Here is a 26,119-nt window from a genome sequence, read left to right on the forward strand (position 1 = left end):
CTACCGGGCGCCGGAGACGACGGCCGTGCGGGCGTTGCGGTTCTTGTCCCAGGACGCCTCGCCGGATCCAGCGTCGATGGGCTGTTCCTTGCCGAACGAGATGGTCGAGATCCGGTCCGCCGTCACACCTTTTTCGACCAGATAGTCGCGGACCGAATTGGCGCGGCGGGCGCCAAGCGCCAGATTGTATTCCCGGGTGCCGCGCTCATCGGCGTTACCCTCGATCCGCACCTTGACCGCGCCATAGCGGCGAAGCCAGGCCGACTGGGCGTCCAGCAACGGCGTGGCGTCGGCGCGGACATCGTGGCTGTCGGTGTCGAAATAGACGCGGTCGCCGACATTGACGACAAAGTCTTCGGTCGATCCGGGCAGCGCGCCGGTTGGCGCCTGGGTGACCGGCGCAGCAGGCGGAAGCTCCGTGCGCGGCGCCTGGGGCTGGGCCGGGGGCGGTGCCTCGATGGGGAGAGCCGGCTTCGGCTTTGTCTGGCAAGCCGCCAGGGACGCAGCGGCGGCGCCCACAAGCACCAGCCTGAGTAGGGTGCTGCCATTTACACTTCGCATCATCTGCATGTCCTCGGGTTCGGGTTGTATATAGGGATCAGAATCCATGGTGCCGGTTTTGGCGCAAGACTAGTTGAGCAATGGTGACCACGCGGGGTCTGACCCTGCCCCCGGATAGGGCATCGGCTGCAGAACCCGACCCGTCACGTCGACCGTCCAGAGCTTGGGCGGGCCGCCTGGCGTTTCGCGCGAGAACATCAGCACCCGGCCGTTCGGCGCCCAGGTGGGGCCTTCATCGAGATAGCTGGAGGTGAGCAGGCGCTCATCCGATCCATCCGGGCGCATCACCCCGATATGGAACTCGCCGCCGGTCTGTTTGGTGAAGGCTATGAACTCCCCGGTCGGACTCCAGACCGGAGTCGTATAGCGCCCGCCGCCGCCCGAGATCCGCCGTTGGCCCGAGCCGTCCGCGCCCATCAGATAGAGCTGAGGCGAGCCCCCGCGATCCGAATTGAACACGATCCGCGCGCCATCCGGTGAGAAAGAGGCCGAGGTGTCGATCGAGGGGTCGGAGGTGAGGCGGGTGGAGGTGCGGCTGGAAAGGTTCATCACGAAGATGTCGCTATTGCCCCCCCGTTCGACCGAGAACGCGACCTTGCCGCCGTCGGGCGAGAACCGGGGCGCGAACACCATGCCGGGAAAGGCGCCCAGGCTTTCACGCCGGGCCGTTTCCAGATTGAACAGGAAGATCGATGAACTGTCCGGGCGCAGCGACATATAGGTGATCTCCTGGCTGTTGCTGGAGAACCTGGGGGTCATGACGATGCTGTCGCCGCTGGTGAGGTAACTGGGATTGGCGCCGTCCTGATCCATGATCGCCAGGCGCTTGATCACCTTGGCCCGTCCGCCGCTCTCGGCCACGAACACCACGCGGGTGTCGAAGTAGCCCTTCTCGCCGGTCAGCCGCTCATAGACCGCATCGGAAATCTTGTGCGCCACGCGTCGCCAGTTCTCCGGGCTGGAAGTGAACTGCAGGCCCAGCATCTGTTGTTCGGCGAAAACGTCCCACATGCGGAAGTCCACGCGCAGCTTGCCACCCTCGACGGTCACCTGTCCGTTGACCAGGGCCTGGGCGTTGATGGTTTTCCAGTCGCCGAAGCGGGGCTGGACTGCAGCGGTCAGGTTTTTTTCAACGAAGCTGGCGGGGTCGAGTGGCCGGAACAGGCCCGAGCGCTGCAGGTTGGCTGCGATCACCTGAGCGATATCGGCGCCCTGGGTCCCGCCGAACGCTGGAACCGCCACTGGCAAGGGCTGGACATCGCCGCGGTTGACGTTGACCTCGATTTCGGCCCGGGCGGGTGCGGCCAGAAGTAGGCCGATCAGGGCCAGCAGCACCATGGTGACGACGTGCGCTGAAGAGCTGCGAAGGGAGCGGGTCATCGGCAGGCCTCTCGGGCGTTGAAATTGACAGCGACCCTGTCGCCATAGAACTCGCGCGGCAGGCCCCGGAAGGGCGCCGCGGCATAGACCGCGCGGACGGCGCGTTCGGCGCCGGCGGTGGCGACCGGTGAGCGAGCACCCTGGATCTGGGGAACCACCTCGCCCACCACCTGCCCGGTCGCGCCGAGCTGGAAGGTGACCCGCACGATGACATCGCGCCCACCCTCGACGTCGCAGTTGGGGTTCCAGCGGCGCTGGAGTTCCTCGGTCATGCCGGCAACGGCGGCGCCGGCGGCCAGACCGGACCCTACGGTCTGGCGGGTGACGGGGGCGGTTTCGGGTCTGGCGGGTCCCTTGGCGGCGGAGGAGGGGCGCTGAGGCGTGTTGCGTGCGGGGCGGGTCAGGCTTGCTTCCAGCGAATCCAGATCAAAGGCCTTCTCGGCGGGTCGTGTGGCTGGCTTCGTCGTCGGCGTGGGCACTTTCTCGGCCGGTTTTGCCGCCTTGGTCGGCGGCATCGACGGCGCCGGCAGAGGCTGCGGTGGAACCGGTTCCGGCGGCGCGTCGGCCACCGGATCGGCGGTCATGGCCGACTGGGTTTCCGGGCCCTGTTCCGCCGGTCGGGTGTCCATTTCGGGCGCGTTCGAGACGATGGTCACCGGAACAATGGCGCCTGCTTTCAGGTCGCGATTTCCCCACGAGATCATGAAGGCTGCTGCCACGCCGACGTGCAGAGCCAGCGACCCGACGGCTGCGGGGCTGAACTCTATACGTCGGGCGGCCCGGGCGCTCACGGGATCGCCTCGTCCTTGTCGCCGCCGGAGGATGGCCCGCCGGTCTCGGTGATCAGGTTGATGGCGCTGAAGCCCGAGGTGGATAGCGAGGCCATCACCTGGGCAACGGTTCCATAGGAGGCCGAGGCGTCGGCGCGCACATAGATGGGCCGGGTGGTGTCGTCGGCCATGGCCTTCAGCCGTGGCGAGAGGTTGGCGAACGGCACCTCGGCCTCCGCGATATAGATTCGTCCGTCCGCGCGGATCGAGACCGTGATCGGGTCCGGCACGTCCTGCATGGCGCCGGCCTCGGTCTTGGGCAGCTCCACAGGAACGCCTGCGGTCAGCAGCGGCGCCGAGATCATGAAGATGATCAGCAGCACCAGCATGACGTCGACCAGCGGCGTGACGTTGATCTCGCTGAGTGCGCCGCGCCGGGCGCGACCCCGGCGGCGGCGGCGTCCGCCGCCCGCCGCAAATGCGTCATAAGCCGACAGCGCCATGGGTCAGGCCCGCTCCGACAGGCGACGCTGGATTGCGGTGGAGAGATCGTCGGCAAAGCCCTCGAGACGTCCGGCGTACTTGGCCGCGCTTGTCGAGAAGGCGTTGTAGAAGATGTAGGCCGGGATGGCGGCGACCAGCCCGATCGCGGTGGCGAACAGCGCCTCGGCGATCGAGGGCGCGACGATCGCCAGCGACGTGTTCTTCTGGATGGCGATCGCCTGGAAGGACTGCATGATCCCCCAGACGGTGCCGAACAGCCCTACGAAGGGCGAAGCCGTGGCGACGATGGCCAGGCCCCCCAGGCCGGTTTCCACCCGCGCACTCTCGCGGGCGATGATGGTGTCGAGCGTGCGGTCGATCCTCTGGACCAGAAAGGCCAGCTGGCCCTCGGTGGCGCCGCCGCGCCCACGGCCATCGCGCCACTCCTTCAGCGCCGCCTGAAGCATGCGCGGCAGGGCCTGGACAGGCTGGTCACCGGCGTCAGCAGCGACATCCTCGAGACTGCGACCGGAGGCTACGGCATCCTCGAAGGCGTTGGCGTCGCGATTGAGCGTGTGAAACCGGAACAGCTTTTCCAGAATGATGGTCCACGACCAGAGGGAGGCGGCCGCCAGGCCGATCATCACCAGCTTCACCACCCAGTCGGCGCGGACGAACAGGCTGATGAGGTCGAAGCTCTCGGGAGTGAGGGCGGCGGCCGGGGTCATGGCGTCTCCTGCGAATCGGGCGTTAGGATTGAAGCGTGTCAGTGGCGAACTTAAGGCGCGAGCCAGGGGCTCATGGCCTCGATCAGCGCTGCGGGCGGGCGGCGTGCGCGTCCGGCCGGATCGATACAGGCGGCGTGGAGCTGGGCCTGTGCAATCAGATCGTCGCCCCGCAGGATACGCTGTGCGAACAGCATCCGGGGGCCCTTGAGCACGTCGATGGTTGTTCGGACGAGCAGCGCGTCGTCCACTCTCGCGGCGCGCTTGTAGTCAACCTCCACCCGCGTGAGCGTGAAGGCAGCCGGCGGGTCCAGCGCCAGCAGCGACTGGTGACTGACGCCGACCAGCCTGAGGAAATCGCTCCGCCCGCGTTCGAAATAGCGCAGGTAGTTGGCGTGATAGACCACGCCGGTGAAATCGGTGTCCTCGTAGTAGATGCGTACTGGCAGGACGTGTTCGCGCCCTTCCATCCAGCCTGATGAGGGGTCGCTCGGATTCATAGGTCACTCTGTGGCATGATCCGTCGCATGAACCTGTCGAACAATGGGACCGTGAAACCTGTGTCGCCATGAGCGGGGCTGTAAACCATTCCTTTTCCAATCAGGCTCGCACGGACGGGACCCGTGCTTGTGACCTTGACACCGAGACCGGTCGCGATGTCCCCCGAACGATGGGGCCCCGCGCCGAGCTCAGCCATGGCCCGCAGATATCGTTTCTCCGATGGCGTCAGGCGATCAAAACGTACCCTGAAGAAACTCTGATCCAGAGCGGCGATCGCACGCGGGGTCGCCGCATCGACCGCCTCCGTGCCGATCGGTGATCCGCTGGCGTTGAGCCAGGCGTGATAGCCCCACTCCTGCAGGAAATAGGGATAGCCTTCGGTCAGTTCGTAGATTCGGCGTAGCGCGGGCTCGGTGAAACGGGCCCCTTCCTGCTCCGCCGGCGCCTGCAGGGCCAGGCGGGCCTCAGGTAGCGTGAGCGGTCCGGCTTGCGGAAACGCGAAGAGTCGCTCTGCGTAAGATTTGGACCGACCGGTTAGACCGACGAGCTGCGGAAGCCCGGCACCGAGCAATACTAGGGGAAGTTGCTTTTGGCTGACCCGGTGCATCCCCACGATCAGGGCGCTCATCTCGATCTCGTCGAGGTACTGCAATTCGTCCATAATCAAGGCTACCGCAGTGCCACGTTCCCGGGCGGCCTCACCGACCGCGACCAGCAGGTCCGGAAGGTCTGCTTCCAGATCGCCGCTGTCCGCTACGCCGGGCTCGGTTTCGCCATCGAGCGAGATCTCGATATCCGCATACTTGACCTTGACGACCCGCGCGAAGCTTCTCAACGCCCGGAACGCGCGACGGGCGGCGTTGCTGACCTGCTCGCCGCGGTCGAGCTTGAGAATAAGGCTACGCAGGGCTGGAGCCAACATGGCCGGCAGGCTCTTGTTCTCAGGCGCCTCCAGTAGCTCCGCGAAATAGCCCTGCGATTCGGCGATCAACTGGATGCGATTGAGCAGGACTGTCTTACCAACGCCGCGCAGACCTACGATCATCAGGCTCTTGGCCGCCCGACCCCGGGCGACGCGCGCCAGCGCCACCTCCGCGTCCATCAGAATAGTCTCGCGGCCGGCAAGTTCTGGTGGAGGCGAGCCCGCGCCTGGCGCAAACGGATTAGAGATCGGGTCCATGTATAGTTATATTATCAAATTATTGCCCAAACAATGTATAATTAGGTAACTTCTCAATTATCGCTCATTCGAACAGGTCCGTGGCAGGTGGTGCGGCGGAAGCCAGCGGCGCGGCCAGGCCCAGGTGGGCGTAGGCGCGGGCGGTGGCCATGCGGCCACGCGGGGTGCGCTGCAGGAAGCCCTGTTGCAGCAGGAAGGGCTCGATCACATCCTCCACTGCATCCTTCGCCTCGGCTATGGCGTAGGCTAGGGTCTCAACTCCTGCGGGGCCGCCGGCGTAGTTTTCGATGAGCGCGCGCAGGTAACGGCGGTCCAGCGCGTCCAGGCCATGCTCGTCCACGTCCAGCCGGGCCAGGGCCGAGGCGGCGGCGGCGCGTCCGATGACCGCCACGCCGTCCGAGGCGGCGAAGTCGCGCACCCGGCGCAGCAGGCGACCGGCGACCCGCGGCGTTCCCCGGGCGCGGGTGGCAATCTCGGCGGCGCCGTCTGCGGCCAGCGCCGTTCCCATCTTCACGGCAGCGCTCATCAACACCTGTTGCAGCTCGTCGTGGGTATAGAACTCCAGCCGGATCGGAATGCCGAAGCGGTCCCTGAGCGGCGTCGCCAGGAGCCCGGCCCGTGTCGTGGCCGCGACAAGCGTAAAGGGTGCCAGATCGATGCGGATCGACCGCGCCGAGGGCCCCTCGCCGATCACCAGATCCAGCACGTGATCTTCCATTGCCGGATAGAGGATTTCCTCGACGTTGGCCGGCAGGCGGTGGATCTCGTCGATGAACAGCACGTCGCGAGGTTCGAGGTTGGTGAGGATCGCGGCGAGATCCCCCGCCTTGGCCAGCACGGGCCCCGACGTGGCGCGAAAGTTCACCCCCAGTTCCCGGGCGACGATCTGGGCCAGGGTGGTCTTGCCAAGGCCGGGCGGGCCGAACAGCAGCACGTGATCCAGCGCTTCGCCACGGTTTTTCGCCGCCTCGATGAAGACAGAGAGATTGCCCTTGGCCTGCTTCTGCCCAACGAACTCGGCCATGGTCTGGGGCCGGAGCGCCTTGTCAGCGGGCTCGAAGGCGGCGGGCTCGCCCGAGACCAGGCGGGTCATCGCCCCAGTTCCTGAAGGGCGGCCTTGATCAGGGCCGGCGCCTCGACGCCGTCGCCCAGGCGTATGGCGGCGGTCTCGACTACGCGGCGTGCGGCGGCCTCGGCCACGCCCAGGCCCAGCAGGGCGGCCACAGCTTCGCCCACCGCCGTGGGTTTCGGCGGCGCTGGCGCTGTGATCTGTCCGTGGAAGGCGGCCACCGGACCATCTGTAATCGGCTTATCCTTGAGTTCCGTGACAATGCGCTGCGCCAGCTTGGGACCAACGCCCTGTGCGCGCGCCACCAGCGCCTTGTCGTCCCGAGCCACGGCCTGGGCCAGTTCGGCCGGCGGAAGCACATCCAGCACCGCCAGCGCCGCCTTGGGGCCTACCCCCTGGATGGTGCGCAACAGCACGAAGGCGCGACGGTCCTCCCGCGCCAGAAATCCGTAGAGGGTCAGGCCGGTCTGTTCGCCGAACTGGCTCTCCACATGCAGCAGCGCCTCGTCGCCCACCGGCGGCAGACGGCCCAGGGTGCGGCTGCCGCAGCGGACCACATAGCCCACACCCATGACGTCGATCAGGGCGTCTTCTTCCGACACCTCGGCCACGGTCCCGCGCAGGCGCCCGATCATGCAGGGCGCTCCGGGGTGCGGATGGGGCGAATCACGTTCGGCATGTGTTCACCAGAGGTACCGCAGCCGGGAGTCCGGGGAAACGTCCGAGCCGTGGCTCTACTCGGCCGCCCGCGTGCGGGCCAGGGTGCGAAGGTTCTCCTCGTGGCCTTCCCGCGTGATCCGATAACCGCTCATGATGGCGATCATCGTCATCCAGAGCGCCAGGATTGTCGGCACATAGTAGGCGCCCATCCGCCAGATCGTCTCTTCAGAGACCTGCGAGGGGTCGGCGCCCGCCTGGACGCCGGCCACAGTGAGCACAAAGGTCGCAGTGATCAGTCCCAGGCCATTGACCATCTGACGGATGAAGGCGATGGCGGCGAAGAACACGCCCTCTGAACGACGCCCGGTCTTGATCTCCGACTGCTCCACAAGATCAGCCATCATCGAGGCCGAAAGGATCTGGAAGCAGATGATCAGGCCGACGTCGATCAGGGTCGCGGTGAAGACGAACCAGAAGACGAAGGGATCGCCGTTGTCAGGCAGGATGCCCAGCAGACGCAGGACGATGGGCATAGGCGAGCCCAGGAAAGCGATCAGGCCGATGATGATCGCGCCCCGCTTCTTGCCGATGGTGCGGCTGACGATGGGCGCCAGGACGGCGCCAATGATTGCAGAACCGAATACGCCCGTCGTGATCAGGCCGCTCTGCTGGGAGCTGAACTGCCAGAAATAGTTGAAAAAGTAGAAGCTGAGCGCCGCCGAGAGGCCCGCAGCCACCGAGCCGAAGGCGGCGGCGGCGAAGAGCGCGATAAAGGAACGGTTCGACAGGGTCTCGAAGATCTCCTTGAAGATTTTCACGAGGCTCAGGTCTCGCTTGGGCGGCGGCGCTTTCAGGTGCGGGATGCGCGAATGGGTGCCCAGCGCCGAGCCCATGATGCCCACAAACATGATCACCGATCCGATGATCCCGTAGACCTGATAGGCCTCGCGATTGAATTGGCCGTTCTTGATGTCGGCAGTGACGAACATCGGGAACAGGACGGCGAACATCAGCACCGACATGGTGTTGCCGACCGTCCAGCCGAAGAACGAGCGGAAGGATAGCAGCGAGCTACGCTGGTCGTAGTCCGGGGTGAGTTCCGGGGCGAGCGCGGTGCTGGGGATCTCGTAGATCGAGACGGTCATGCGGATCACCACGGCCAGTCCCAGCAGGTACCAGAATGTAGCCAGATCGGACCACCCCACCGGCGGGCTCCAGAGCAGGAAGTAGATGCTGCTGAGCGGAAGGGCGGCGAAGTACATGAAAGGGTGCCGTCGACCCCAGCGTGAGCGGAAATTGTCGGACCAGTAGCCCACCACCGGGTCGATGACGGCGTCCATCATCAGGGCGATGGTCAGGGCGAGGCCTACGAGGCGGGCGTCAAGCCCGACGACCTGACTGTAGAAGAGCAGAAGGAAATAGGCGAAGCCGTTGTCCTTGACGCCGCTGACGCCGGCGCCAAAGCCGTAGGCCAGTTTTGTCCAGAGCGAGGGCGGCGGCGGGCCTGGGACGGACGAGGGGTTTTGAGCGTCCGGGCTTTCAGCCATGAGAATGTCATCCTGCGGCTACGCCGCGTTCACGATTTCACATCCCCCGGCAGCACTGGATCATGTGGCGTGGCCTAGCGCTAGGGGGATTATCCAACTCCGGATACCGTGGAATCGAAAAATGGACCCGCCTCTACCGTCTGGTCATACGGCTTTGGGGGACCTAGCATCCGCTTCGAAACCGGAGACCACCCCATGCGCGTCGTTCTGGCACTGTTATTGTTGATATTGGCGCAACCCGCCTGGGCCGAATCGGCCCGTGACCGGCTGGTCGTAAGCCCGGCCTGGGTGGCGAAGCGGTTGAGCGACCCGGACCTGGTGATCCTGCAGGTGGGCGACAGGCCGGGGTATCAGGCCGGGCATATACCCGGCGCCCGGCTGTTGATGCTGTCTGACATCGCGGCGCCGTCCACCGGTCCGGAGCCCCTGATCCTGCAGATGCCGGAGCCGGAGGCGTTGCGGGCGCGGCTCGCGGCGTTTGGCGTCTCGGACAAGTCGAAGATCGTGGTCTATCCCACGCGAGAGGGCATTCAGTCGGCCACGCGGGTGGTTTTTACCCTGGATGCCGCGGGCCTTGGCCAGCGCACCTTCCTGCTGGAGGGCGGCATGAGCGCCTGGACGGCAAGCGGCGGCAAGGCCTCGACCGAGGCGCCGGTCATCACACCCGGCAAGCTCTCGGCGTTGAAGATGCGCCCGCTGGTGGTCGATGCGGCCTTCGTACGTGAGCACACCGGCAAGCCCGGCTATGTTGTCGTCGATGCGCGAGCCCCCGACTTCTATTCCGGGGCGCGGGCTGGCGGCATGCCTTCGAAACCGCACAAGTCGGGTCACATTGCAGGTGCTGCGAGCGTGCCCTTCACCTCGGTGACCACGTCTGACTTCAAGCTCGCGGCCGCCGATGAGATCGCCGCAAGGTTCAAGGCGGCAGGCGTGAAATCCGGCGATACGGTGGTGGCCTACTGCCATGTGGGTCAGCAGGCCACGGCGACGATCTTCGCGGCCAGGACGCTTGGCTTGAAGATCCTGCTCTACGACGGCTCCTTTGAAGAGTGGTCACGGCTCGACGGCGCCGTCGAGACGTCGAAGTAGCCTCCAGATCGTCGACCACGACTAGCGATTGGGCATCGGAGCGTCGAGACGTCGCGCGCTTAGGCATCTAACCGGTTGCGATGTCTTCGGCAGGGTTCCCAGTGGCCCGATGCGCCCGGGCGCGACAGGCTGATGTCGAATTGATGACAGACATCGGGGGCTCCATGAACCATGCACGTCGACTCTTGCGCACGCACCGCGCCCTGAAACTCGTGTTGTTGGGCGGAGCCATGCTGGCGAGCCCGGCACTAGCCGCCGAAGCTCCCGTACCGGCCGAGGTGGAAGAACTGGTGGTGACCGGCTCGCGGGTGTCTGAGGCGACGGTGGCCATTGGAACGGACCGGGTGACGGCGACGGTTTCCATCACCAGCGAAGCGCTGCTGTCGGCGCCGGCAGGGATCACCGGTCTGAAGATGCTGGAGAGCCTCCCGGGGTTCAAAGTCCAGGCCAATGATGCGCTGGGTCTTTATGAATTCGGAAACTCGGTTTCGGTGCGCGCCTTCAATTTCCAGCAGATAGGGTTTCTGCTCGACAGCATTCCTATGGGCCGCTCCGACCAGTTCGGCGGCAGCCCGATCTATCGCTATGTGGACAACGAGAACCTTGCGCGGCTGACGGCGTCGGCCGGGGCGGGCGACGTATCTCTGTCCAGCTACGCCTCGCTGGGGCCGATCGTCAGTTACATCACGCGCGGGCCGCAGGAGGAGTTTGGAGGCAAGCTCAGCTTCAGTCGCGGCAGCGACGAACTGCTGCGGGCCTTCGGCCGTATCGACACCGGTGAGCACAACGGCTTTTCGGCCTTTGCCAGCGCTTCGCTGATCTCGGGCGAACTCTGGCGTGGCCCCGGCACCATCGACCGCAATCACTATGAGGGCCAGATCCGTTACCGCTTCGGCGAAGGGTCCCTGACCTTCCAGACAGTGCACAACGACTATTTCGACTATGACAGCCCCTCGATCACCAAGGCTCAGTATCTGGGGACGGCAGGCGACATCTTCGGTCGCAAAGGGCGCAGCTTTGCCTACCTGGGCTATGTTCCCTTGTCGGGCCCTCTGGGTTCGGCGGCGACAGCGACCTCACTGCCCATCACGGCGGCGGGGATCCCGTACTCGAACGCGGCCTTCAACCAGTACTACAAGTTCGCCGTGAACAGCCGGAAGGATCATCTCTACGGCCTTACCCTGGCGACACCTGTCGGTGAGGCGTTCGATATCTCGACCACCGCCTACTACGAGAAAAAGTCCGGCTACGGGGTCTCGCCCGAGGCCTATGCCACGTCGCTCGCCAGCTACAACAACCAGCGCCTGATCGTCGCGGGCCTGACCGCGCCCAAGGGCCTGCAATATGGCCTCTCCACAGTGGACGGCGAGCGCATGGGTCTCAACAGCCGGGCGGGCTGGAAGTCCGGCGACCACCATATCCAGGCCGGCGTCTGGTACGAGGACGACGACTATCACCGCACCCAGCAGCGCTACAATGTGGCCAACGGCGACCCGGACGGCGCGCCGCTGCTCAATGAACCCGTCCACCTTCAGCGCAACTACATCTCCAACCGCAAGACCACGCAGATATTCCTGAAGGATACGATCAGCCTGTTCGATGACCGGCTGAAGCTGGACGTGGGCTTCAAGGGTCTGAACATCGACTATGTGATCTCAGGTTCACGTAACCCGGCCGACTTCATCAACCGCCGCACGCCGCGGATCACGGATACCTGGAAGGACTGGTTCCTGCCCCAGGTCGGCGCGGTCTGGTCGCTGACCGGCACCGATCAGGTGTTTGCGTCATATTCCGAGAACCTGGCCCTGCCACGCGGGGCGGATGACATCTTCTCCGCCGCAAGCCCGCTCGCGCCCGGACCCGAAGCGGAGACCGCAAAAAACTATGAACTGGGCATTCGCACCAACCGGCCTACCTTCAATGCCGCGCTGGTCGGGTACTTCACCCGCTTCGAGAACCGGCTGCAGTCCTTCGCCTCGCTGGTCCCGGGAAGCACCACGACAGAGACGTTCTTCCAGAACGTCGGTGGCGTGGAGGCGCATGGTCTGGAGTTCAGCGGCCAGTGGAAGCCGGAGCTTCTCGGCGGCAAGGTCTATTTCAACACCAATGTTTCGTACAGCATATCGGAATTCAAGGACAATTTCGCCACGTTCCTGATCGCGGGCAACAAGGTTCCGGACTTCCCCAAGTGGGTGTTCCAGGGCGGCGTCACATTTGAACCGGCCCCTGGCGCGGTCCTCAACCTGTCGGCCCGGAAGGTGTCCAAGCGCTACACCAACTTCACCAACGCCGAGTCCACCGACGGCTACATGATCTACAACGCCTATGTGGATCTGGGCGACGGCTTCGGCGTCGGCCCGCTGAAGCAGGTCAAGGCCCGCATCAACATCGATAACATCTTCGACAAGGACTACCTGGGCACCATTTCCGCCACAACCAGCACGCCGGCCACCTTCCGGCCCGGGCCCAGGCGGACCATCCAGGTTTCGCTGTCGACGGACTTCTAGAGCGGGCCGAGGAAAAACGTGATCTAGGCCACGCGCCGCGCTGTGCGCGCGTGGGCGTGGGCGATGGCCACGGCCAGGGCGTCGGCGGCGTCGCTGGCGGTCTTGCCAGCGGTGGGTAGAAGGCGGGCGATCATCCAGCCCACCTGAGCCTTGTCGGCGCCGCCGGTGCCGACGACGGCCTTCTTGACCACGGTGGCGGCATACTCGGCCACCGGCAGTCCCGCGCGGGCCGGCACGATCATGGCCATGGCGCGGGCATGGCCCAGCTTCAGTGCCGACTGGGCGTTGGAGTTCATGAAGGTCTCCTCCACAGCCGCCTCATGGGGAGCCCAGGTGGTCAGCACCGCCTCGATCTCCGTGAACAGGCACAGCAGGCGCTCGGCGAACGGCAGGGTGTCCTTCGGCGCGATCACCCCGTGAGCCACGTGGCTGATCCGCGCGCCGGCGCAGTCGATCACGCCCCAGCCGGTACGGCGCAGGCCCGGGTCCAGTCCAAGGATGCGAATCGGTGCGTTCATTGTCTGTTCCCGACAACATGCCGGATGACGCCACGAAATGCTTTCGGAAATGTGAGCCTAATGCGCCGCGTGGGCGCCGCGCGCATCGCGGACGGCCTTCATCGCCTGCGTCATATCCGGCGTGCTGCATTCAGGATCGCTGCGGGGCGGGGCGCTGACGCCGCCCAGGCAATAGGCCGCCGCGACCTGGCGGGGGATCAGATCCAGCGGTTCAGGCGAGCGGTCGCCTCGGGCGACGGCGCGCGCCAGCCCGTCCAGAAACGCCCCCCACTGCGCGGCGGCAGGATCACTGGCGAGCGTATCTCGAGGCAGGGCGGCCAGGGCGATCCCTGCTTCCTCGAACCGACCCAGCTCGCGCAGCGCATTGGCGGCGCGGACCCTGAGGGCGAAGGCCTCGATCGGCGGGGCCGCGCCGGCCAGCACCTTCACGGCGTCAACGAACTCGTCCTGATAGCGCGCCTTGCGCAGGGAGCCGTCCTGCGCCTCCCATGTGGCGTTCAGCAGCAGCCAGGCCGTCACCGGCGAACGCGGCTGCAAAGCGTGTTCGAGGTAGGCGGCGCGATACCAGGTTCCCTGACCCTCGCGGAGCGCGATGAACCCGGGGTCGGCCAGGATCGCAGGCAGCTGCGCGCGCTCCTCGCGGGAGAAGTTGCGGTACATCACCAGGCCATTGCCCGGACACTCCGGGAGCGGCGCCGGGAACACCCATGAGCCATAGGGCTTGCCATCCGGCCGTTGGCCCCAGGTGGCGTAGGCCGTCGCGCTGGTGAAGGCGAACCGCTCGCCGCCGACCGGACAGGTCAAAGTTTGGGTGACGGGCGCGGTCGGCGTCGCGGTCTGGGCGGCGAAGGGCAGCAGCAGGACGGCGGCCATAGATGCGGCGGCGGGCGATTTCCGGACTGCACGAACAAACGCCATCATCGTCCTTTTATAGCGCCCGACCATCAGAAAACGCCAATCAAGGGAATCCTTGTCCGATTATTGCACGCTCAGGGTTATGGTGCTGACCTGCCTCTCTGATTTAGCCTCAGGCATCAGTATTGAGGAGATCAAGGCTATGAAGATGCGTTTTCTGGCCACTGCCGCCGTTTTGGCGCTTGGCGTGGCGACAGCAGGTGGCGCGTCGGCGGCAACAGTGGTTTATGACCTGAACCACTACGCAGCCGGGTTCACCGGATCGCTCGGCACCGTGACGGTCAGCGACAACGTCGCCAACCAGCTTCTGATTAATGTCAATCTGACGGACAACACGTTCTTCCAGGTTGATGGGGGGCAGGCAGCGAGAACTCTGCCCTGTGGTTCGACCTTGGTCAGGCAGATGTTGCTCTAACCTACAATTTCGTGGCGCCCGCCCTGGGAGCATATTCCGATGGTGGACAGTTTACGGGCTACGGCTACAACAATAACGCCTTTCGTGCGGGCAATGGCTTCCTAAGCGGCTTTGACTATCAGGTAACGGTCAAGGACACTCAGAACCCGAAGGACTACTACGGTGGTACAAGTAACCTGACCTTCACGATCACGGGCGCGGGGCTTACCCTGGCCAGCCTGACGTCGCAGGCCGAGGATAATGGCGTCTCTACCAAGAACGTGTTCTTCGGCGCTGATCTTCGTCAATGCATTGGCACTGCGGCCTGTGTGACCGGTCCTGTTGGCGCCATCGGGCGTAATGGTGGCGGCGGTGACGCAGTAGTTCCCGAGCCCGGCACATGGGCTCTGATGATCCTGGGCTTTGGCGCGGCTGGAGCCATGCTCCGTCGCCGTCGCGCGCTGGTCGCGTAGGACCTCCACGGACACAACAATAGAAGGGCCCGGCCAATGGTCGGGCCCTTTTGCGTTGAAGGTCGCCCCGGACGCAGCGCTGAGCCTACCCGAACAGGAAGTCTCCGGACTTGAGCCCATAGCCGTTGCTGAGGTGCAGCAGTTCCGTCGTGCGGCTCGCGCCGTCGGTGATGATCCAATCGGTGGCGCTTCCGGCGACCTTGGTCAGGGTGGATCCGGCTGAATATCCTGTGAGCTGGATGCGGTCACCCTTGGCGAAGTCCTGGACGGTGTCGTCCATCGCCTCACCGCGCACCAGCACGAAGGTGTCCTTGCCGGCGCCGCCGACGTAGAGATCGATCCCGCCGCCGCCGAGCAGGCGGTCGTCACCCGAACCGCCGGTCAGGGTGTCCGCGCCGACGCCGCCGTCCAGGGTGTCGGCCCCGGACCCGCCGTTGAGCCGATCCGCCCCGGCCAGACCGAAGATGAAGTTCGCGCTGGAATTGCTCGTTATGATGTTGGCCAGGTCGTTGCCGGTCCCGTTGGCGGCCGACCCGGTGAGGGTCAAGTTTTCCACATTGGAGTCCAGGGTGTGGCTGACCGCGCTCTGGACCAGATCGATGCCTTCGTCGGCAAGTTCCACGACCCTGTCGCCAGCAGTGTCGACGACGTAGACGTCACTCCCGGCCCCGCCGGTAAGGATGTCCGCGCCGGCCCCGCCGTCAAGCGTGTCATTGCCGGCAAGCCCCGAAAGGGTATCGGCATAGACGGTTGGCGCGGCCTGGTTGGCCAGGCTGGTCGAAGGGGTGATCGTGTCCGCGCCGCTGGTGCCGGTTATTGTGACCCCCGTTGTCGGCGTCGGGGTGGGTGTCGGGGTCGTCGTGGGCGACGGTGCTGGCGCCGTCACGGAGCTCTGGGTGTTGAGGAAATTGGCCATATCCAGCCGCCCGTCGGACGCCACCTTGTCGAGGATCGAGGCTGTGGCCGTTGTCGACGTCAGAAGAGCGTCGCGGATCTGGGCCGCACTGGCCCCGGCGCGCACGGAGGAATAGAGCGCGATCGCGCCCGTCACATGGGGCGTCGCCATTGATGTGCCGCTCATGGAGCCGTAACCCCCGCCCCGCGTGGTCGAGACAATGCCGACGCCGGGCGCCGCCAGGTCCACGGAGATTGAGCCATAGCTGGAAAAGCCGGCCAGCCCGCCCGTGCTGTCCATGGCGGCCACCGAAACTACGGCGTCATAGCCAGCGCTGGCTGCAGTCGAATAGCTCGAGGGATAGTAGGGGGTGACGTCGTTGTTCGCGCCACTATTGCCTGCGGAGGCGACGTAGAGAACATCCTGCTTCGCGCCACGGGTGATGGAATCCAAAAGCGACTGTGAGAAGCCCGCGCCGCCCCAGCTATTGTTGGTGGCCGCGAAGTCGACGCCGGTTCCGGCCTTCGAGGCATTGGTGAAATAGTCCAGCGCCTTGATGGTGTCCGAGACATAGCCGTAGTTGGTGTTGTCGAGGAACTTCAGTGCAACCATCTGAACCGACCAGTTCACGCCGGCCACCCCGATCGCATTGCCGCCCATGGCGCCGATGGTGCCGCTGACGTGGGTGCCGTGCCCATGGTCGTCCATCGGGTCATTGTCGTTGTTGACGAAGTTCCAACCGATCAGGTCGTCGTTGTAGCCATTGGCGTCTTCGTCGAGGCCGTTTTCCCAGCGGGCGTCGTTCAACAGGTCGCCCGCATCGATACGTCCATTGGCGTTGACGTCACTGACGAAGCCGGCGTTGCGCGTGTCATTGAGGTCCCGGAACGTGATCAGGCCGTCACCGTCGCCGTCGGTCAGCGCACCCCGGAAAGCTGTCGGAATCTCGCGCTGGTTCAGCCAGACGTTCAGGTAGAGGTCGGGGTGCGTGTAATCGATCCCGGAATCCACAACGCCCACAGCCACCTTGGTGCTGCCTGTGGCGCCGGCGGCCCAGGCCTCGGAAGCCTGGCTGCCAAAGGCATTCGCTGGCGCGCCGACATCGCCATAAAGCCCCCAAGTCTGCCCGGAAGTGACGCTAGTGTCGTTGGAAACCGCCTGGCTGCTGACGATGTAGTCGGGCTCGGCGAACTTCACCCCCGGCAGTTTGGACAGGATGGCTATCGCCTTCTCGACGGTCACGCCCTGACCCAGCCCGACCCGCGCCAGATCGCCGCCACCGGACCCACCACCGGCCACAATGTCCAGCAGCCGTCCGCCTAGGGCCTCAAGCGCCCGGCTGTGCGCCGCGCCGTTCACTGAGCCATCCAGCTGGATCAGGATCTGATCTGCGCGGTAGTTGGGGGTCGCGTTGGAATTCGGCATTCTGATGCTCCGCAGTCCGGAGCCTCTTCTGGCGAACGTCGATATTCATCGACGCCAGACCGGTGAGGCGCGGTCCTACGGATCGCATCGTGAGCTTTAAGGAGCGCCGACCGAGTGTTCTTAACAATTCTTAACCAGAGCAGTCATGTCGGCCGTTTGGCGCCGATCAAAGGTGCGTAGGCCCTCACCCCTTCCAGAAGTGAAACGTATCCCAGCCGGCGCCGATGGCGCTGCGGGGCACCCCGAGCGCAGAGGTCAGGTCCGCGGTGGCGCCAAACAGCAGGTTGCCGATCATGGGCACGAAGAACAGCGCGCCTAGCAAGACCAGCATCGCCACGCCCTCGAGCTTGCTGATCGTGGGCGTCCACGTCGCCGGCAGAAACGGCCTCAGGGCGTTGAAGCCGTCGAGGCCAGGAACCGGCAACAGGTTGAGCACCAGGGCCATGGCCTGCAGGAACGCCAGAATGGCCAGCGCCTCGAACAAGGGCCCTCCCGCAGCACCCGGCCAGAGCGCCAGCAGCGTCGCCAACGCCAGCAGGATCATCAGCGTCGCCGCCGGTCCCGCCAGCGAGGCCGCCGCGCGCCAGGCCCGGCTGCGCATCAGATCATTGCGCAGGTAGACCGCTCCGCCTGGAAAGCCGATGCCGCCCAGCGCCAGCGCCAGCAGCGGGATCACCAGACTGGTGCCCAGGTCGCCATACCGCCGGGGATCAAAGGCTAGGTAGCCCTTGGCCTTCACCGTGGTGTCGCCGGCCACATAGGCCACAAAGGCGTGGGCGAACTCGTGCGCCATCACGGCCAGAACCCAGCCGATAAGGACGAAGCCGAACGTGAGCGGGCCGCCCGGGCCAGGGCTCATCGCCAGCGCAACGCCCTGTCCGACAAAGGCCGCCAGCAGGGCCACGCCCACCAGATTGTTCGGCGGCTTCCCCGGGATCGCCGTCCCGCGTGTGATCGTCATGACCGATGGATCGGATCAATCCAGGCGACGCCCTCTGGCGCCTCGGCGGGCTCGATATCCAGATTCACCACCACCGCATCGGAATCACTGCGGACCAGCACGCAGGACAGCACCTCATCCGTCGAGGCGTTGATTTCCTGATGCGGCACATAGGGCGGCACATAGATGAAGTCCCCCGGTCCAGCCTCGGCGGTGAACTCCAGATTTTCGCCCCAGCGCATGCGCGCGCGGCCCGAAACCACATAGATCACGCTTTCCAGCGGGCCGTGGTGGTGCGCGCCGGTTTTGGCATTGGCGTGGATATGGACGGTGCCGGCCCACAGTTTCTGGGCGCCCATGCGGGCCCGATCTACAGCCACCGCGCGATCCATGCCTGGTGTAGTGGCGGCCGCGGGATCGAGTTGATCGCCGGGGACGACGCGGACGCCGCTATGTTTCCAGCCGTCTTCCGGGGTTGCCAAGGTGTCGGTCATGCTGGCGCGCTCGCAGCTGGAGGGGCGGGAGCCGTGGATGGCATCCGGTTGACTTTGAGGATGCGGACCGGCTGTTTCAGCAGCTCGCCCTTCATCGCGCCTTCGCCCCGGTTGGGATCGACCGGCAGGGCGATGATCTTGCGGACTACATCCAGACCTTCCACGACGGTTCCAAATGCCGCAAAGCCCGGATTCCTGGGGTTCTTTGGGTCGGCGTCCAGATAGCTCATGTCGCCCAGGCAGATGAACCAGTCGGACTGGGCGGTGCCCGGGGCGTGGCGGCCCATGGAGATCGTGCCCTCGCCGTGCTTCAGCCCGGTCTTGAGGGTGGACTCGTGGGCGATCGGCGGCAGCACTTTCTTTGGGTCGTTCTGCAAGCCGCCCTGAATGCTGCCATAGTCGGTGGCCGTGTAGCCCGGCGGCCGTGACGCCCGATAGAAGGTCGCCCCGTTGAACAGGCCGCGATCGACATACCTGAGATAGTTGGCCGAAGTGATCGGGGCCTTGTCGGGGTAGAGCTCGATCACGATCACGCCTTGTGCGGTTTCCAGCTTGACCCTTGGGTAGGGCTTCTTGACCGGGGCGGCGGGCGTAGGTTCAGGCGCAGGTGCGGGCTCAGGCGTCTGGGCCCGGGCTGCGGTGAAAGCGAAGGCGGCGGTCAAGCCCAGCAATGTGCGACGTAACATGGGCCCAGCCTAAACCGTGGGTGTGCGGTCGCGCCAGCCCGCGTCGCGATCGGTGGTGATCCCGAACAGTTGCAGGAAGCTGACAGCCGGTAGCGGTTGGCCGGTGATCTGCCGAGTGGCTTTCACATAAAGGGGCACGACGACCCAGGACGGCGGAAAGGCTTTCAGGTCGCGATCCGCCATCCCGCCCAGGTGCGGGCAACGCTGGAGAGAGGCCAGCGCACAGCGCATGTGCAAGGGCGCGATGGCCCCGGCGTCCAGCACGATGCGGTCGTCCTCCAGGTCGGCAGGCACAGCCGGACCGAAACCGCGCGCCCGCAGGTCGCCCACCGCGACAAAGCGCCCGGTCTGGCTCCAGCGATCACCCGCCTCCGTCGGCTCGCCGCACATGGGGCAGAGCATGGCGCGGACGCTATCGCGCTGGCGACGAAGGTGATTGCGCGAATAGAGCGGCTTGCCAATGCCAGGCTTCCAGACCTGCAGCGCCGCCGGTTGGCCATCCACCGTGGGGCAAGGCCCGACACCGCCCTGGATTTCCTGGGACCAGCTGGTCACCCAGGGCACGTCGACGCCGACTTTCAGGCGGGTGGGAACGATGGGCGGTTTCATGTCACGCCTTCAACGCGCGCAGGCGATATCCGTTCACCGCCGTCGCGCCCAATTTCTCAAGCAACCGCCAGTTCACAAAAGCGCCGATGGGCGCGCCGACCACCGGGATCAGCTGGGCCAGTTTCGCCAGGTCGATGTAGTCGCGGTATTCCTGCTGAAATGTACGCCAGTCGAAGTGTTCGAAGTCGGCAGGATGCTCACGCCCGTCCCAGCCCTCGACCCCGGCAAACACCTGCGGGCGATGCTGCGCACTGGAAAACGCCAGTTGGAACAGCTGCAGGATAAACAGCCGCTCGCTGAAGCGGTCCGCCTCGTGACCATAGATGGCCGAAAGGTCGAACAGCAGTTTCATCTTGAGCACCAGAAGGGCGGGAAAGTCAGCGAGCGCCAGCCAGAACCCCCCCGCACCTGCAACCCCGCCTTCGACGGCGGCGGTCTTTCGATAGCCGTCTATGCACGTGAAGGCCCTGCGATCCCGCTCAGCCAGGGGGACGCCGATCAATGGCTGGGCGGTGGTGATGTCTGCGCCGGTGAGGATCGTCCGGGTCAGCCCCTCCACCAAGGTGGTCAGGGTGGCGTGGACCCGCTCCGGGATCAGTTCTGTGATGCGCACCTGAACGTCCTTCGTGGCGCGGTCAAAGGCGCCCGCCGGTTTCAGCATCGCCGCGCGCCAATGGGTCACCTCGGCTCTGGCCCAGTCTTCGTAGGCGGCGTCGCTTGCACCAAAGGGCGGTGCTGCGCGGGCTATTGCGCCAGCACCATCTGCAGGATCCAGGCCCCCAGCGCCGCCAGGCCCGAACCTACCACGAAGCCGCGCACAAACGACCCGTTGCGCTCCCACCAGATGCGACGGGCGCGCATGCGTTGGGCTCGATCGACTTTGCGGCGCTGCATGATGGCGTGGTTCCCCCGAAGTCTGTCTGGTCTTCTAGCCTGCCCGGCGCGCGGACGAAACCTCGGCCTCGCTGGCGACCGACGATTGCGCGCTTGCCGAACGGCGCGGAAGGGCCTTCAGAATGCAATTCAATCCGGAGTATGGCCATGCAGCGTCTGGCGATTGCGTTTTTGTGCCTTCTCGGCGTTGCGGGCCTGAACGCCTGCGCCAGGCCGGAGCTGCCGTGGGCGCAACTGGAAAGCCGCTATGGCAACACCGCCTCGCGCTATGTGGAGCTTCCGGACGGCGTGAGGGTTCACTATCGCGATCAGGGAGCGCGGAGCGGCAGGACGGTTGTGCTGGTGCACGGCTTTGCGGCCTCCCTCCACGCCTGGGAGCCGTGGGTCGAACGCCTGTCGCCGGAGTATCGGATCATCACACTGGACCTGGCGGGCCACGGCCTGACGCGCACACCCGACGGATACCGGATCAGCACCGAGGGCCAGGTCGCGATCGTCGACGCCCTGACCCGCCGGCTGGGTGTCGAACGCTTCGTGCTGGGCGGCAATTCCATGGGCGGGGCGGTGGCCTGGAACTATGCGCTGGTCCATCCGGACCGGTTGCAGGGGCTGGTGCTGGTCGATGCGGCCGGATGGCCTGTGGAAGGCAAGCGCGAGGGCTCTCCGCTGGCGTTCAAGCTGCTCGCCAACCCCGCCGGGCGCGCCGTGCTAAAAAGCGTCGACCTGAGCGGGATCGCCGAACGGGGTCTGAAGTCGGCCTATGTAGACGAAACCCTCGTCACCGATGCGCTGGTCAGTCGCTACGTTGATCTGGCGATGGCGCCCGGTCGCAGGGAGCTGATCCTGAACGGTCAATCCCAGCCCCGGCGGTCTGTCACGAAGGCCACATTCACGAAAATCACGACGCCGACTCTCGTGATCACCGGTGAGGCCGACAAGGTGATCCCGGCCGAAGCCAGCCGGGGTCTGGCGAGCACCATCCCCGGGGCGAAGCTGATCACCTACCCCGGGGTGGGCCATGTGCCGATGGAACAGATCCCCGAGCGATCAGTTCAGGACCTGAAGGCGTTTCTGGCGGGATTGCCACCCGCCTGAGCAGACTACTTCGTCTCGGCGATGGTCTTCATGGTGGCCATTATGCCGGCAAACATCTTCTGGCGGCGATCCTTGTTGGCCGCGCGCTGTTCGGCGGGGATGGACGCTTCGTCGAAGAACAGGCTGTAGACGAGTTTCGAGGTTTTCTTGTCCACCGGGCGGATCTCGACCGTGCCATGATAGAGAATGGCCGGGTTGATGTCGGCATAGGTGTAGGACATCGGCGTCACGGCCACGATGACCTCTTCGACCCTACCCGCGATCTTGCGCAGCGCGCCCAGTTCACCGTCCTTGCCGGAGGTGATCTCGCAGGGGGCCTTCAGCCAGGCGCCGATGTCGCAATAGCCCTTGACCTTGGCCCAGGCTGTTTCTGCCGGGACGTTGATGGTGGTCTCCTGAACGATGGAGACGTAGACGCCGGGGGCCGCCTGACCGGCTCCCGCGAGGCCTAACGCGGCGGCGCAGGCGGCAAGGCCAGCGAACAGACGGATGGTCATATGATGTCCCCTTGATACTCGAATCGACTTTGCACGGGTTCCCCCGGGAACGGCAAGGCGGTGCTTGATGCCTTCTACGCGGCGGCGGCGCGGCGCTTCACCGGGACCGCGGCTACCGACAGCAGCGATTCCACACAATCGCGGATGGACTCGTCCAGCGGCCTGAAGGTCACACCCGTCACCGAGCGGATCCGGTCGTTGCGCAGATCGGCCATGGCCCATATGCCCCGGAACTCGGCCTCCCGCGCCCTGATGCGATCCGGAAAGGGATCGACCACCGTCGGCGTATCGTGCGCCAGTTCCGGCAGCAGCCGATCGATATCCGCGCAGATGTCCTCGACGTTGCGCGCGTCGGTGGACCAGGCGATGAAGCGCTCGCCGTTCTTGACCTCTGTGCTCTCCAGCAGCGCGATGTGGCAGGCCGCGTCATCGCGCACGTCGACGGTCATCCAGGGCCGATAGGCGCCCGTCTGGACCAGCTCGCCCTTCAGCATGCCCTCGATCAGGTGTTGCCAGGGTCCCATGTCCTTCTGGTGGGCGGACTGGATCGGCCCGACATTGTCGCCTGGGCAGCAGGTGATGGCGTCCCAGGTTCCGCTCAACTCCGCGGCCTCGGCAAATGCGCGTTCGGCCACGAGCTTTGCCATGGAATAGCCCTGGCCACGTTCCGGGGTCCGCTTGGGATTCATCTCGTCGGGATAGCGGCCTTCGAAAAACACCGGCCGGCGTGCAATTTCGGCCAGATCGGCCTCGGAAATCACCGCGGCGATGCTGGAGGTGACTACCGCGCGGGTGACCGACCCCGAGCTGTTGATGCTGGCGATCACATGGTCACAGACGCGGCTGATATAGGCCTGATCCTCATATCCGCTGACGTGGGAAATGTGGGCGACGCCATGGCAGCCCTTGAAGATGTCGTCGAAACAGCCGTCCTGATCCAGATCGGCGCTGTGCAGCGTCAGTCGCCCGGACGCATAGCCCGGCATGGCGCGCAGGAAACCGGTGCGCGCGGGGTCGTCAGCATTGCGAACGCACGCCCGCACCCGATAGCCCTTGTCCAGCAGCTGCCGCACCACCCACCCGCCGAGAAACCCGGCCGCGCCGGTGACCGCGACCAGGCCGCGCTTGGGGATGGGTGACATGGAAACTCCTCCGACTGACGAGATTCTGTTGGCCTCGTTGATTCAGCTTAGGGCGCATCACGTCGCAGTGGAAACCGGTTCGCTGCTGTGTCGTCGTCAGAGAAACAGCGGAACCACGTAGAGCGCCGCCAGAACTATGGCCACGATCGCCAGGATCAGCGGCGCGCGGGGGTTGGAGCCCATCAGGCCGCTGCCGGGGCGGGCCTTTGGCGCCACCTTGCGCTCAGCCTGCTGGCGCGACTTCTTGTACTGGTTCAGGTCGGTGACCCGCCGGTCCAGATCATCGGGATTGATGCGCGGGCGCTTCGCCATCAGCCGGCCAGCTTTTCCAGGTCCTCGGCCGAGATATCGGCGTTGGAGTAGACATGCTGGACGTCGTCGTCGTCTTCCAGGGTCTCGATCAGTTTCATCAGTGTGGCGACCGCATCGCCCGTCACGGGGGTGAGGACCCTGGGCCGCCAGACGATGTTGGTGGAGCGGGCCGGGCCCAGAGCGGCTTCCAGCGCCGTCGCCACGTCGGACAGCAGTTCGAACGCGGCAAAGACCGTGTGGCCGTCCTCGTCGGTTTCGACATCGTCGGCGCCGGCCTCGATGGCGGCCTCCATCACCGTCTCCTCGCTGCCTGCCGAGGGCGCATAGACGATCTGGCCAACCCGATCCCACATGAACGAGACCGAGCCCGTCTCCCCCAGATTGCCGCCGTTCTTGGAGAAGGTGGAGCGAACGGTCGCGGCTGCGCGATTGCGATTGTCAGTCAGAGCCTCGACGATCACGCCCACGCCGCCGGGGCCGAAGCCTTCGTAGCGGATCTCGTCATAACTTTCGGCGTCGCCGCCGGACGCCTTCTTGATTGCCCGATCGATGACGTCCTTGGGCAGCGACTCGCTCTTGGCGTTGTTCACCGCCAGTCGCAGGCGGGCGTTCATGGCGGGGTCGGGCAGACCCATCTTGGCCGCCACGGTGATCTCGCGCGAGAGCTTGGAAAACAGCTTGGAGCGCACCGAGTCGGCGCGGCCCTTGCGGTGCATGATGTTCTTGAATTTGGAATGTCCGGCCATGGTCCGTTCGGGCAGGTGACGAATTTGCGTCGCGTTCTAACCCGAGCGGTGGCCTGCGCGGAACCCCCGGCGCAGAATGAGGCCTAAAGGCCAGCGATGTTACGGGTGCAGGCAGCGTTCGCGGCGTCCGAAAGGCCAACGGCCATCTGGAGTTTGCGGGTTTCCACGTCCATATCGCCATAGGGCCAGTAGCGAACCTTCCGGGGCTTGGCCCGCTTGTTCGCGGGCCGGATGTTGAGTTCGATCTCGCGGTTCATGTCGCCCGCGTTGAATGTCCAATTCTCAAGCTTCATCCCGTTGCGCAGGCCGCTGTTCCAGGCTGGCCCGCCCCGCCGCACGCCGCGCACCGTGCGGGTCGCGAAGGACCCTGCCGCGTCGAACCCGGCGTCGAACCCCGGTGCGACCGTTACGCGGGCGTCCAGACAGCCGCCAAACATTGTCTCGAGCAGGGGGATGGCGGCGGAACCCTGGACGTAACGCGCAAGATCGGGGCGCAGGTCAATCTCGGCTGTCACCCAGGCGGCAGAGATCAACCCTGTAATCACATCCGGTCCCTGTCCGGCAGGGAAGCGGCGGTAGTGTTCGGCCATGCGCAGGACCACGTCGTCCAGGTCCAGCTTGCCGGCGGACTTGCGACGGACGTCCTCGTCCCACTTCAGCGCCAGGATCAGGCCGCGCGAGCGGGCGTCGCGACGGGTGTCGGCCATGGCCAGGGTGCTCACCGCCGCGCTGTATGGCAGCAGGCCGTCGCGTAGCCGGATGCGGTCGGCGTAGAAAGCGGCCACGCCTAGCATCAGCCCGGCGGCGTCTGGCGCTGGCCCACCGAGGCGTTGCGGAATCCACGACCGGGTCAGCGCTTGCGCGATCTCGTCCGATGGATCGGATCGCGTCAGGAGATCGGCGGGAAGGGTCAGGCTGCCGCGGCCACCCGAAGCGGCTTCGAAGCCGGCGGCGACCAGAAACGATCCCGAACCGTCGCCCGTGAAAGCCCGTTGGGCGCCGAGCAATGGCGCCGTGAGGTCCGCCAGCCGCGCCGCCCCCGCAGCATCGCCGAACACTGCAGCTCGCAAGACGCCACCCGGAACCCCGCGCTCCGCGATCCGCAGGTCCGGACCGGCCAGCAGCACCGCTTCATCCAGATCAGCCAACCTCGGCGCCCAGGCCGTCAGGCCCGGGTCGAGGTCGGAGAGGCTGCGCCAGCCTCTGGGGAGTCGATTCCAGCGCAGGGTGGCCGCCTGATCCGCGCGCCCGTCGGGGACCGCAAAGACCGCGTTCCCGGTGATCGCCAGCACGTTCGGACCGGCGCCCGGTACGCGTAGCCGATAGCGAACCGTGAGCCTTGCGCCCGGCTTGTGTTGCAACAGGCGATGCTCCGTGTCCGGCGCGGTCATCGCGGCGCCCGAAACGGTGGGCTCGGAAATCACTCGCTTCGGCAGCACGATCCGCGTCTCGCCATCGGCGTCGCCCCTCAGGCGCATCTCGACCGACAGCACCGGCGGCCCTCCCGCCTCCGGCGCCACGTCCAGCCTGTAGTCGACGCTCGACGGACGATCCGCGCCCATCGTCATCAGGGCGACGGCGGCGATGAGGAACGCGCGGATCATGACCGTCC

The 26,119-nt window shown here is 65.6% G+C and carries 28 protein-coding genes and 1 pseudogene; 5 read left to right on the plus strand and 24 right to left on the minus strand.

What is annotated here, in order from left to right:
* The 10 genes from pal to ACIQ3B_RS06330 form a co-directional block, all read right to left on the minus strand.
* Complete coding sequence (gene pal / locus ACIQ3B_RS06285; protein WP_397400721.1) at positions 1-564, minus strand: peptidoglycan-associated lipoprotein Pal; 564 nt, start codon at positions 562-564, stop codon at positions 1-3.
* Positions 565-630: 66 nt separating this feature from the next.
* Positions 631-1,899 (minus strand): Tol-Pal system beta propeller repeat protein TolB, encoded by a 1,269-nt coding sequence (tolB, locus tag ACIQ3B_RS06290; RefSeq protein ID WP_397400787.1) that lies wholly within the window; start codon positions 1,897-1,899, stop codon positions 631-633.
* A gap of 38 nt (positions 1,900-1,937) precedes the next feature.
* Entirely contained in the window at positions 1,938-2,732 is a 795-nt protein-coding gene (locus tag ACIQ3B_RS06295; protein ID WP_397400723.1) for an energy transducer TonB, read from the minus strand.
* Positions 2,729-3,214 (minus strand): ExbD/TolR family protein, encoded by a 486-nt coding sequence (locus ACIQ3B_RS06300; protein WP_397400725.1) that lies wholly within the window; start codon positions 3,212-3,214, stop codon positions 2,729-2,731. The genes ACIQ3B_RS06295 and ACIQ3B_RS06300 overlap by 4 nt, the downstream gene beginning before the upstream one ends.
* Before the next feature lie 3 nt (positions 3,215-3,217).
* Positions 3,218-3,922 (minus strand): protein TolQ, encoded by a 705-nt coding sequence (gene tolQ, locus ACIQ3B_RS06305; RefSeq protein ID WP_397400727.1) that lies wholly within the window; start codon positions 3,920-3,922, stop codon positions 3,218-3,220.
* A gap of 50 nt (positions 3,923-3,972) precedes the next feature.
* Positions 3,973-4,419 (minus strand): YbgC/FadM family acyl-CoA thioesterase, encoded by a 447-nt coding sequence (locus ACIQ3B_RS06310; protein ID WP_397400729.1) that lies wholly within the window; start codon positions 4,417-4,419, stop codon positions 3,973-3,975.
* A complete protein-coding gene (locus tag ACIQ3B_RS06315; RefSeq protein WP_397400730.1) occupies positions 4,416-5,600 on the minus strand; it encodes an AAA family ATPase in 1,185 nt (394 codons plus the stop codon). Before ACIQ3B_RS06315 ends, ACIQ3B_RS06310 begins: the two co-directional genes overlap by 4 nt.
* Positions 5,601-5,664: 64 nt before the next feature.
* Positions 5,665-6,693, minus strand: coding sequence for a Holliday junction branch migration DNA helicase RuvB (gene ruvB, locus ACIQ3B_RS06320; protein ID WP_397400732.1), 1,029 nt, complete (start codon positions 6,691-6,693; stop codon positions 5,665-5,667).
* Entirely contained in the window at positions 6,690-7,304 is a 615-nt protein-coding gene (gene ruvA, locus ACIQ3B_RS06325; protein WP_397400734.1) for a Holliday junction branch migration protein RuvA, read from the minus strand. Before ruvA ends, ruvB begins: the two co-directional genes overlap by 4 nt.
* Before the next feature lie 99 nt (positions 7,305-7,403).
* Positions 7,404-8,876, minus strand: coding sequence for an MFS transporter (locus ACIQ3B_RS06330; protein ID WP_397400736.1), 1,473 nt, complete (start codon positions 8,874-8,876; stop codon positions 7,404-7,406).
* 195 nt (positions 8,877-9,071) lie between these two features.
* On the opposite strand from ACIQ3B_RS06330, the gene ACIQ3B_RS06335 reads away from it, so the two are divergent.
* Positions 9,072-9,965, plus strand: coding sequence for a sulfurtransferase (locus ACIQ3B_RS06335; protein WP_397400738.1), 894 nt, complete (start codon positions 9,072-9,074; stop codon positions 9,963-9,965).
* Between the two features lie 164 nt (positions 9,966-10,129).
* Positions 10,130-12,472 carry a TonB-dependent receptor gene (locus ACIQ3B_RS06340; protein WP_397400740.1) on the plus strand — a complete coding sequence of 781 codons (2,343 nt, stop codon included), beginning with the start codon at positions 10,130-10,132 and terminating at the stop codon, positions 12,470-12,472.
* A 23-nt stretch (positions 12,473-12,495) separates the two neighbouring features.
* Here ACIQ3B_RS06340 and ruvC read toward each other — a convergent pair whose 3' ends face one another.
* Together ruvC and ACIQ3B_RS06350 are read right to left on the minus strand one after the other, a co-directional pair.
* Positions 12,496-12,990, minus strand: coding sequence for a crossover junction endodeoxyribonuclease RuvC (gene ruvC / locus ACIQ3B_RS06345; RefSeq protein WP_397400742.1), 495 nt, complete (start codon positions 12,988-12,990; stop codon positions 12,496-12,498).
* Positions 12,991-13,047: 57 nt separating this feature from the next.
* On the minus strand, positions 13,048-13,911 hold the full coding sequence (locus ACIQ3B_RS06350; protein WP_397400744.1) for a hypothetical protein: 864 nt from the start codon (positions 13,909-13,911) through the stop codon (positions 13,048-13,050).
* Positions 13,912-13,960: 49 nt separating this feature from the next.
* Between ACIQ3B_RS06350 and ACIQ3B_RS06355 the strand changes: the two genes are divergently transcribed.
* Complete coding sequence (locus tag ACIQ3B_RS06355) at positions 13,961-14,320, plus strand: hypothetical protein (protein WP_397400746.1); 360 nt, start codon at positions 13,961-13,963, stop codon at positions 14,318-14,320.
* 350 nt (positions 14,321-14,670) lie between these two features.
* Positions 14,671-14,772: pseudogene (locus ACIQ3B_RS06360) on the plus strand (PEPxxWA-CTERM sorting domain-containing protein); the annotation flags it as partial.
* 85 nt (positions 14,773-14,857) lie between these two features.
* Here ACIQ3B_RS06360 and ACIQ3B_RS06365 read toward each other — a convergent pair.
* The 7 genes from ACIQ3B_RS06365 to ACIQ3B_RS06395 form a co-directional block, all read right to left on the minus strand.
* The gene (locus ACIQ3B_RS06365) at positions 14,858-17,092 is read right to left on the minus strand and encodes a S8 family serine peptidase (RefSeq protein ID WP_397400748.1); all 2,235 of its coding nucleotides are present in this window, start codon (positions 17,090-17,092) and stop codon (positions 14,858-14,860) included.
* Between the two features lie 184 nt (positions 17,093-17,276).
* Entirely contained in the window at positions 17,277-18,053 is a 777-nt protein-coding gene (locus ACIQ3B_RS06370; RefSeq protein WP_397400750.1) for a site-2 protease family protein, read from the minus strand.
* Entirely contained in the window at positions 18,050-18,526 is a 477-nt protein-coding gene (locus tag ACIQ3B_RS06375; protein WP_397400752.1) for a cupin domain-containing protein, read from the minus strand. The genes ACIQ3B_RS06370 and ACIQ3B_RS06375 overlap by 4 nt, the downstream gene beginning before the upstream one ends.
* Entirely contained in the window at positions 18,523-19,212 is a 690-nt protein-coding gene (locus ACIQ3B_RS06380) for a peptidylprolyl isomerase (RefSeq protein ID WP_397400754.1), read from the minus strand. Before ACIQ3B_RS06380 ends, ACIQ3B_RS06375 begins: the two co-directional genes overlap by 4 nt.
* A 9-nt stretch (positions 19,213-19,221) precedes the next feature.
* A complete protein-coding gene (locus ACIQ3B_RS06385) occupies positions 19,222-19,821 on the minus strand; it encodes a hypothetical protein (RefSeq protein WP_397400756.1) in 600 nt (199 codons plus the stop codon).
* Between the two features lies 1 nt (position 19,822).
* Positions 19,823-20,503 carry an EcsC family protein gene (locus ACIQ3B_RS06390; protein ID WP_397400758.1) on the minus strand — a complete coding sequence of 227 codons (681 nt, stop codon included), beginning with the start codon at positions 20,501-20,503 and terminating at the stop codon, positions 19,823-19,825.
* A 62-nt stretch (positions 20,504-20,565) separates the two neighbouring features.
* Positions 20,566-20,715, minus strand: a complete 150-nt coding sequence (locus tag ACIQ3B_RS06395; protein ID WP_397400760.1) for a hypothetical protein — start codon at positions 20,713-20,715, stop codon at positions 20,566-20,568.
* Positions 20,716-20,862: 147 nt separating this feature from the next.
* Between ACIQ3B_RS06395 and ACIQ3B_RS06400 the strand changes: the two genes are divergently transcribed.
* A complete protein-coding gene (locus tag ACIQ3B_RS06400; protein WP_397400762.1) occupies positions 20,863-21,810 on the plus strand; it encodes an alpha/beta fold hydrolase in 948 nt (315 codons plus the stop codon).
* Positions 21,811-21,815: 5 nt separating this feature from the next.
* Here the strand turns inward: ACIQ3B_RS06400 and ACIQ3B_RS06405 are convergent, their stop codons facing one another.
* The 5 genes from ACIQ3B_RS06405 to ACIQ3B_RS06425 all read right to left on the minus strand — a co-directional run bounded on the left by ACIQ3B_RS06405 (position 21,816) and on the right by ACIQ3B_RS06425 (position 26,111).
* Positions 21,816-22,307, minus strand: coding sequence for an SRPBCC family protein (locus ACIQ3B_RS06405; protein ID WP_397400764.1), 492 nt, complete (start codon positions 22,305-22,307; stop codon positions 21,816-21,818).
* A gap of 74 nt (positions 22,308-22,381) precedes the next feature.
* A complete protein-coding gene (locus tag ACIQ3B_RS06410) occupies positions 22,382-23,449 on the minus strand; it encodes an NAD-dependent epimerase/dehydratase family protein (RefSeq protein WP_397400766.1) in 1,068 nt (355 codons plus the stop codon).
* Between the two features lie 96 nt (positions 23,450-23,545).
* Positions 23,546-23,761 (minus strand): hypothetical protein, encoded by a 216-nt coding sequence (locus ACIQ3B_RS06415; protein WP_397400768.1) that lies wholly within the window; start codon positions 23,759-23,761, stop codon positions 23,546-23,548.
* Positions 23,761-24,507 carry a YebC/PmpR family DNA-binding transcriptional regulator gene (locus tag ACIQ3B_RS06420; RefSeq protein WP_397400769.1) on the minus strand — a complete coding sequence of 249 codons (747 nt, stop codon included), beginning with the start codon at positions 24,505-24,507 and terminating at the stop codon, positions 23,761-23,763. Before ACIQ3B_RS06420 ends, ACIQ3B_RS06415 begins: the two co-directional genes overlap by 1 nt.
* A gap of 83 nt (positions 24,508-24,590) precedes the next feature.
* Positions 24,591-26,111 carry a hypothetical protein gene (locus ACIQ3B_RS06425; RefSeq protein ID WP_397400771.1) on the minus strand — a complete coding sequence of 507 codons (1,521 nt, stop codon included), beginning with the start codon at positions 26,109-26,111 and terminating at the stop codon, positions 24,591-24,593.
* Positions 26,112-26,119: the final 8 nt, after the last annotated feature.

The sequence above is a fragment of the Phenylobacterium sp. genome (genome assembly GCF_044358365.1).
Taxonomy (GTDB): domain Bacteria; phylum Pseudomonadota; class Alphaproteobacteria; order Caulobacterales; family Caulobacteraceae; genus Phenylobacterium.

Excerpts from the sequence above, each read along its gene's own strand:
- tolQ (WP_397400727.1), bottom strand. The coding sequence starts at position 3,922 with ATGACCCCGGCCGCCGCCCTCACTCCCGAGAGCTTCGACCTCATCAGC.
- ACIQ3B_RS06400 (WP_397400762.1), top strand. The coding sequence starts at position 20,863 with ATGCAGCGTCTGGCGATTGCGTTTTTGTGCCTTCTCGGCGTTGCGGGC.
- ACIQ3B_RS06340 (WP_397400740.1), top strand. The coding sequence starts at position 10,130 with ATGAACCATGCACGTCGACTCTTGCGCACGCACCGCGCCCTGAAACTC.
- ACIQ3B_RS06415 (WP_397400768.1), bottom strand. The coding sequence starts at position 23,761 with ATGGCGAAGCGCCCGCGCATCAATCCCGATGATCTGGACCGGCGGGTC.
- ACIQ3B_RS06300 (WP_397400725.1), bottom strand. The coding sequence starts at position 3,214 with ATGGCGCTGTCGGCTTATGACGCATTTGCGGCGGGCGGCGGACGCCGC.
- ruvC (WP_397400742.1), bottom strand. The coding sequence starts at position 12,990 with ATGAACGCACCGATTCGCATCCTTGGACTGGACCCGGGCCTGCGCCGT.
- ACIQ3B_RS06395 (WP_397400760.1), bottom strand. The coding sequence starts at position 20,715 with ATGCAGCGCCGCAAAGTCGATCGAGCCCAACGCATGCGCGCCCGTCGC.
- pal (WP_397400721.1), bottom strand. The coding sequence starts at position 564 with ATGATGCGAAGTGTAAATGGCAGCACCCTACTCAGGCTGGTGCTTGTG.
- ACIQ3B_RS06425 (WP_397400771.1), bottom strand. The coding sequence starts at position 26,111 with ATGATCCGCGCGTTCCTCATCGCCGCCGTCGCCCTGATGACGATGGGC.
- ruvB (WP_397400732.1), bottom strand. The coding sequence starts at position 6,693 with ATGACCCGCCTGGTCTCGGGCGAGCCCGCCGCCTTCGAGCCCGCTGAC.
- ACIQ3B_RS06330 (WP_397400736.1), bottom strand. The coding sequence starts at position 8,876 with ATGGCTGAAAGCCCGGACGCTCAAAACCCCTCGTCCGTCCCAGGCCCG.
- ACIQ3B_RS06385 (WP_397400756.1), bottom strand. The coding sequence starts at position 19,821 with ATGAAACCGCCCATCGTTCCCACCCGCCTGAAAGTCGGCGTCGACGTG.
- ACIQ3B_RS06310 (WP_397400729.1), bottom strand. The coding sequence starts at position 4,419 with ATGAATCCGAGCGACCCCTCATCAGGCTGGATGGAAGGGCGCGAACAC.
- tolB (WP_397400787.1), bottom strand. The coding sequence starts at position 1,899 with ATGGTGCTGCTGGCCCTGATCGGCCTACTTCTGGCCGCACCCGCCCGG.
- ACIQ3B_RS06375 (WP_397400752.1), bottom strand. The coding sequence starts at position 18,526 with ATGACCGACACCTTGGCAACCCCGGAAGACGGCTGGAAACATAGCGGC.
- ACIQ3B_RS06350 (WP_397400744.1), bottom strand. The coding sequence starts at position 13,911 with ATGATGGCGTTTGTTCGTGCAGTCCGGAAATCGCCCGCCGCCGCATCT.
- ACIQ3B_RS06365 (WP_397400748.1), bottom strand. The coding sequence starts at position 17,092 with ATGCCGAATTCCAACGCGACCCCCAACTACCGCGCAGATCAGATCCTG.
- ACIQ3B_RS06380 (WP_397400754.1), bottom strand. The coding sequence starts at position 19,212 with ATGTTACGTCGCACATTGCTGGGCTTGACCGCCGCCTTCGCTTTCACC.
- ACIQ3B_RS06405 (WP_397400764.1), bottom strand. The coding sequence starts at position 22,307 with ATGACCATCCGTCTGTTCGCTGGCCTTGCCGCCTGCGCCGCCGCGTTA.
- ACIQ3B_RS06410 (WP_397400766.1), bottom strand. The coding sequence starts at position 23,449 with ATGTCACCCATCCCCAAGCGCGGCCTGGTCGCGGTCACCGGCGCGGCC.
- ACIQ3B_RS06370 (WP_397400750.1), bottom strand. The coding sequence starts at position 18,053 with ATGACGATCACACGCGGGACGGCGATCCCGGGGAAGCCGCCGAACAAT.
- ACIQ3B_RS06420 (WP_397400769.1), bottom strand. The coding sequence starts at position 24,507 with ATGGCCGGACATTCCAAATTCAAGAACATCATGCACCGCAAGGGCCGC.
- ruvA (WP_397400734.1), bottom strand. The coding sequence starts at position 7,304 with ATGATCGGGCGCCTGCGCGGGACCGTGGCCGAGGTGTCGGAAGAAGAC.
- ACIQ3B_RS06335 (WP_397400738.1), top strand. The coding sequence starts at position 9,072 with ATGCGCGTCGTTCTGGCACTGTTATTGTTGATATTGGCGCAACCCGCC.
- ACIQ3B_RS06315 (WP_397400730.1), bottom strand. The coding sequence starts at position 5,600 with ATGGACCCGATCTCTAATCCGTTTGCGCCAGGCGCGGGCTCGCCTCCA.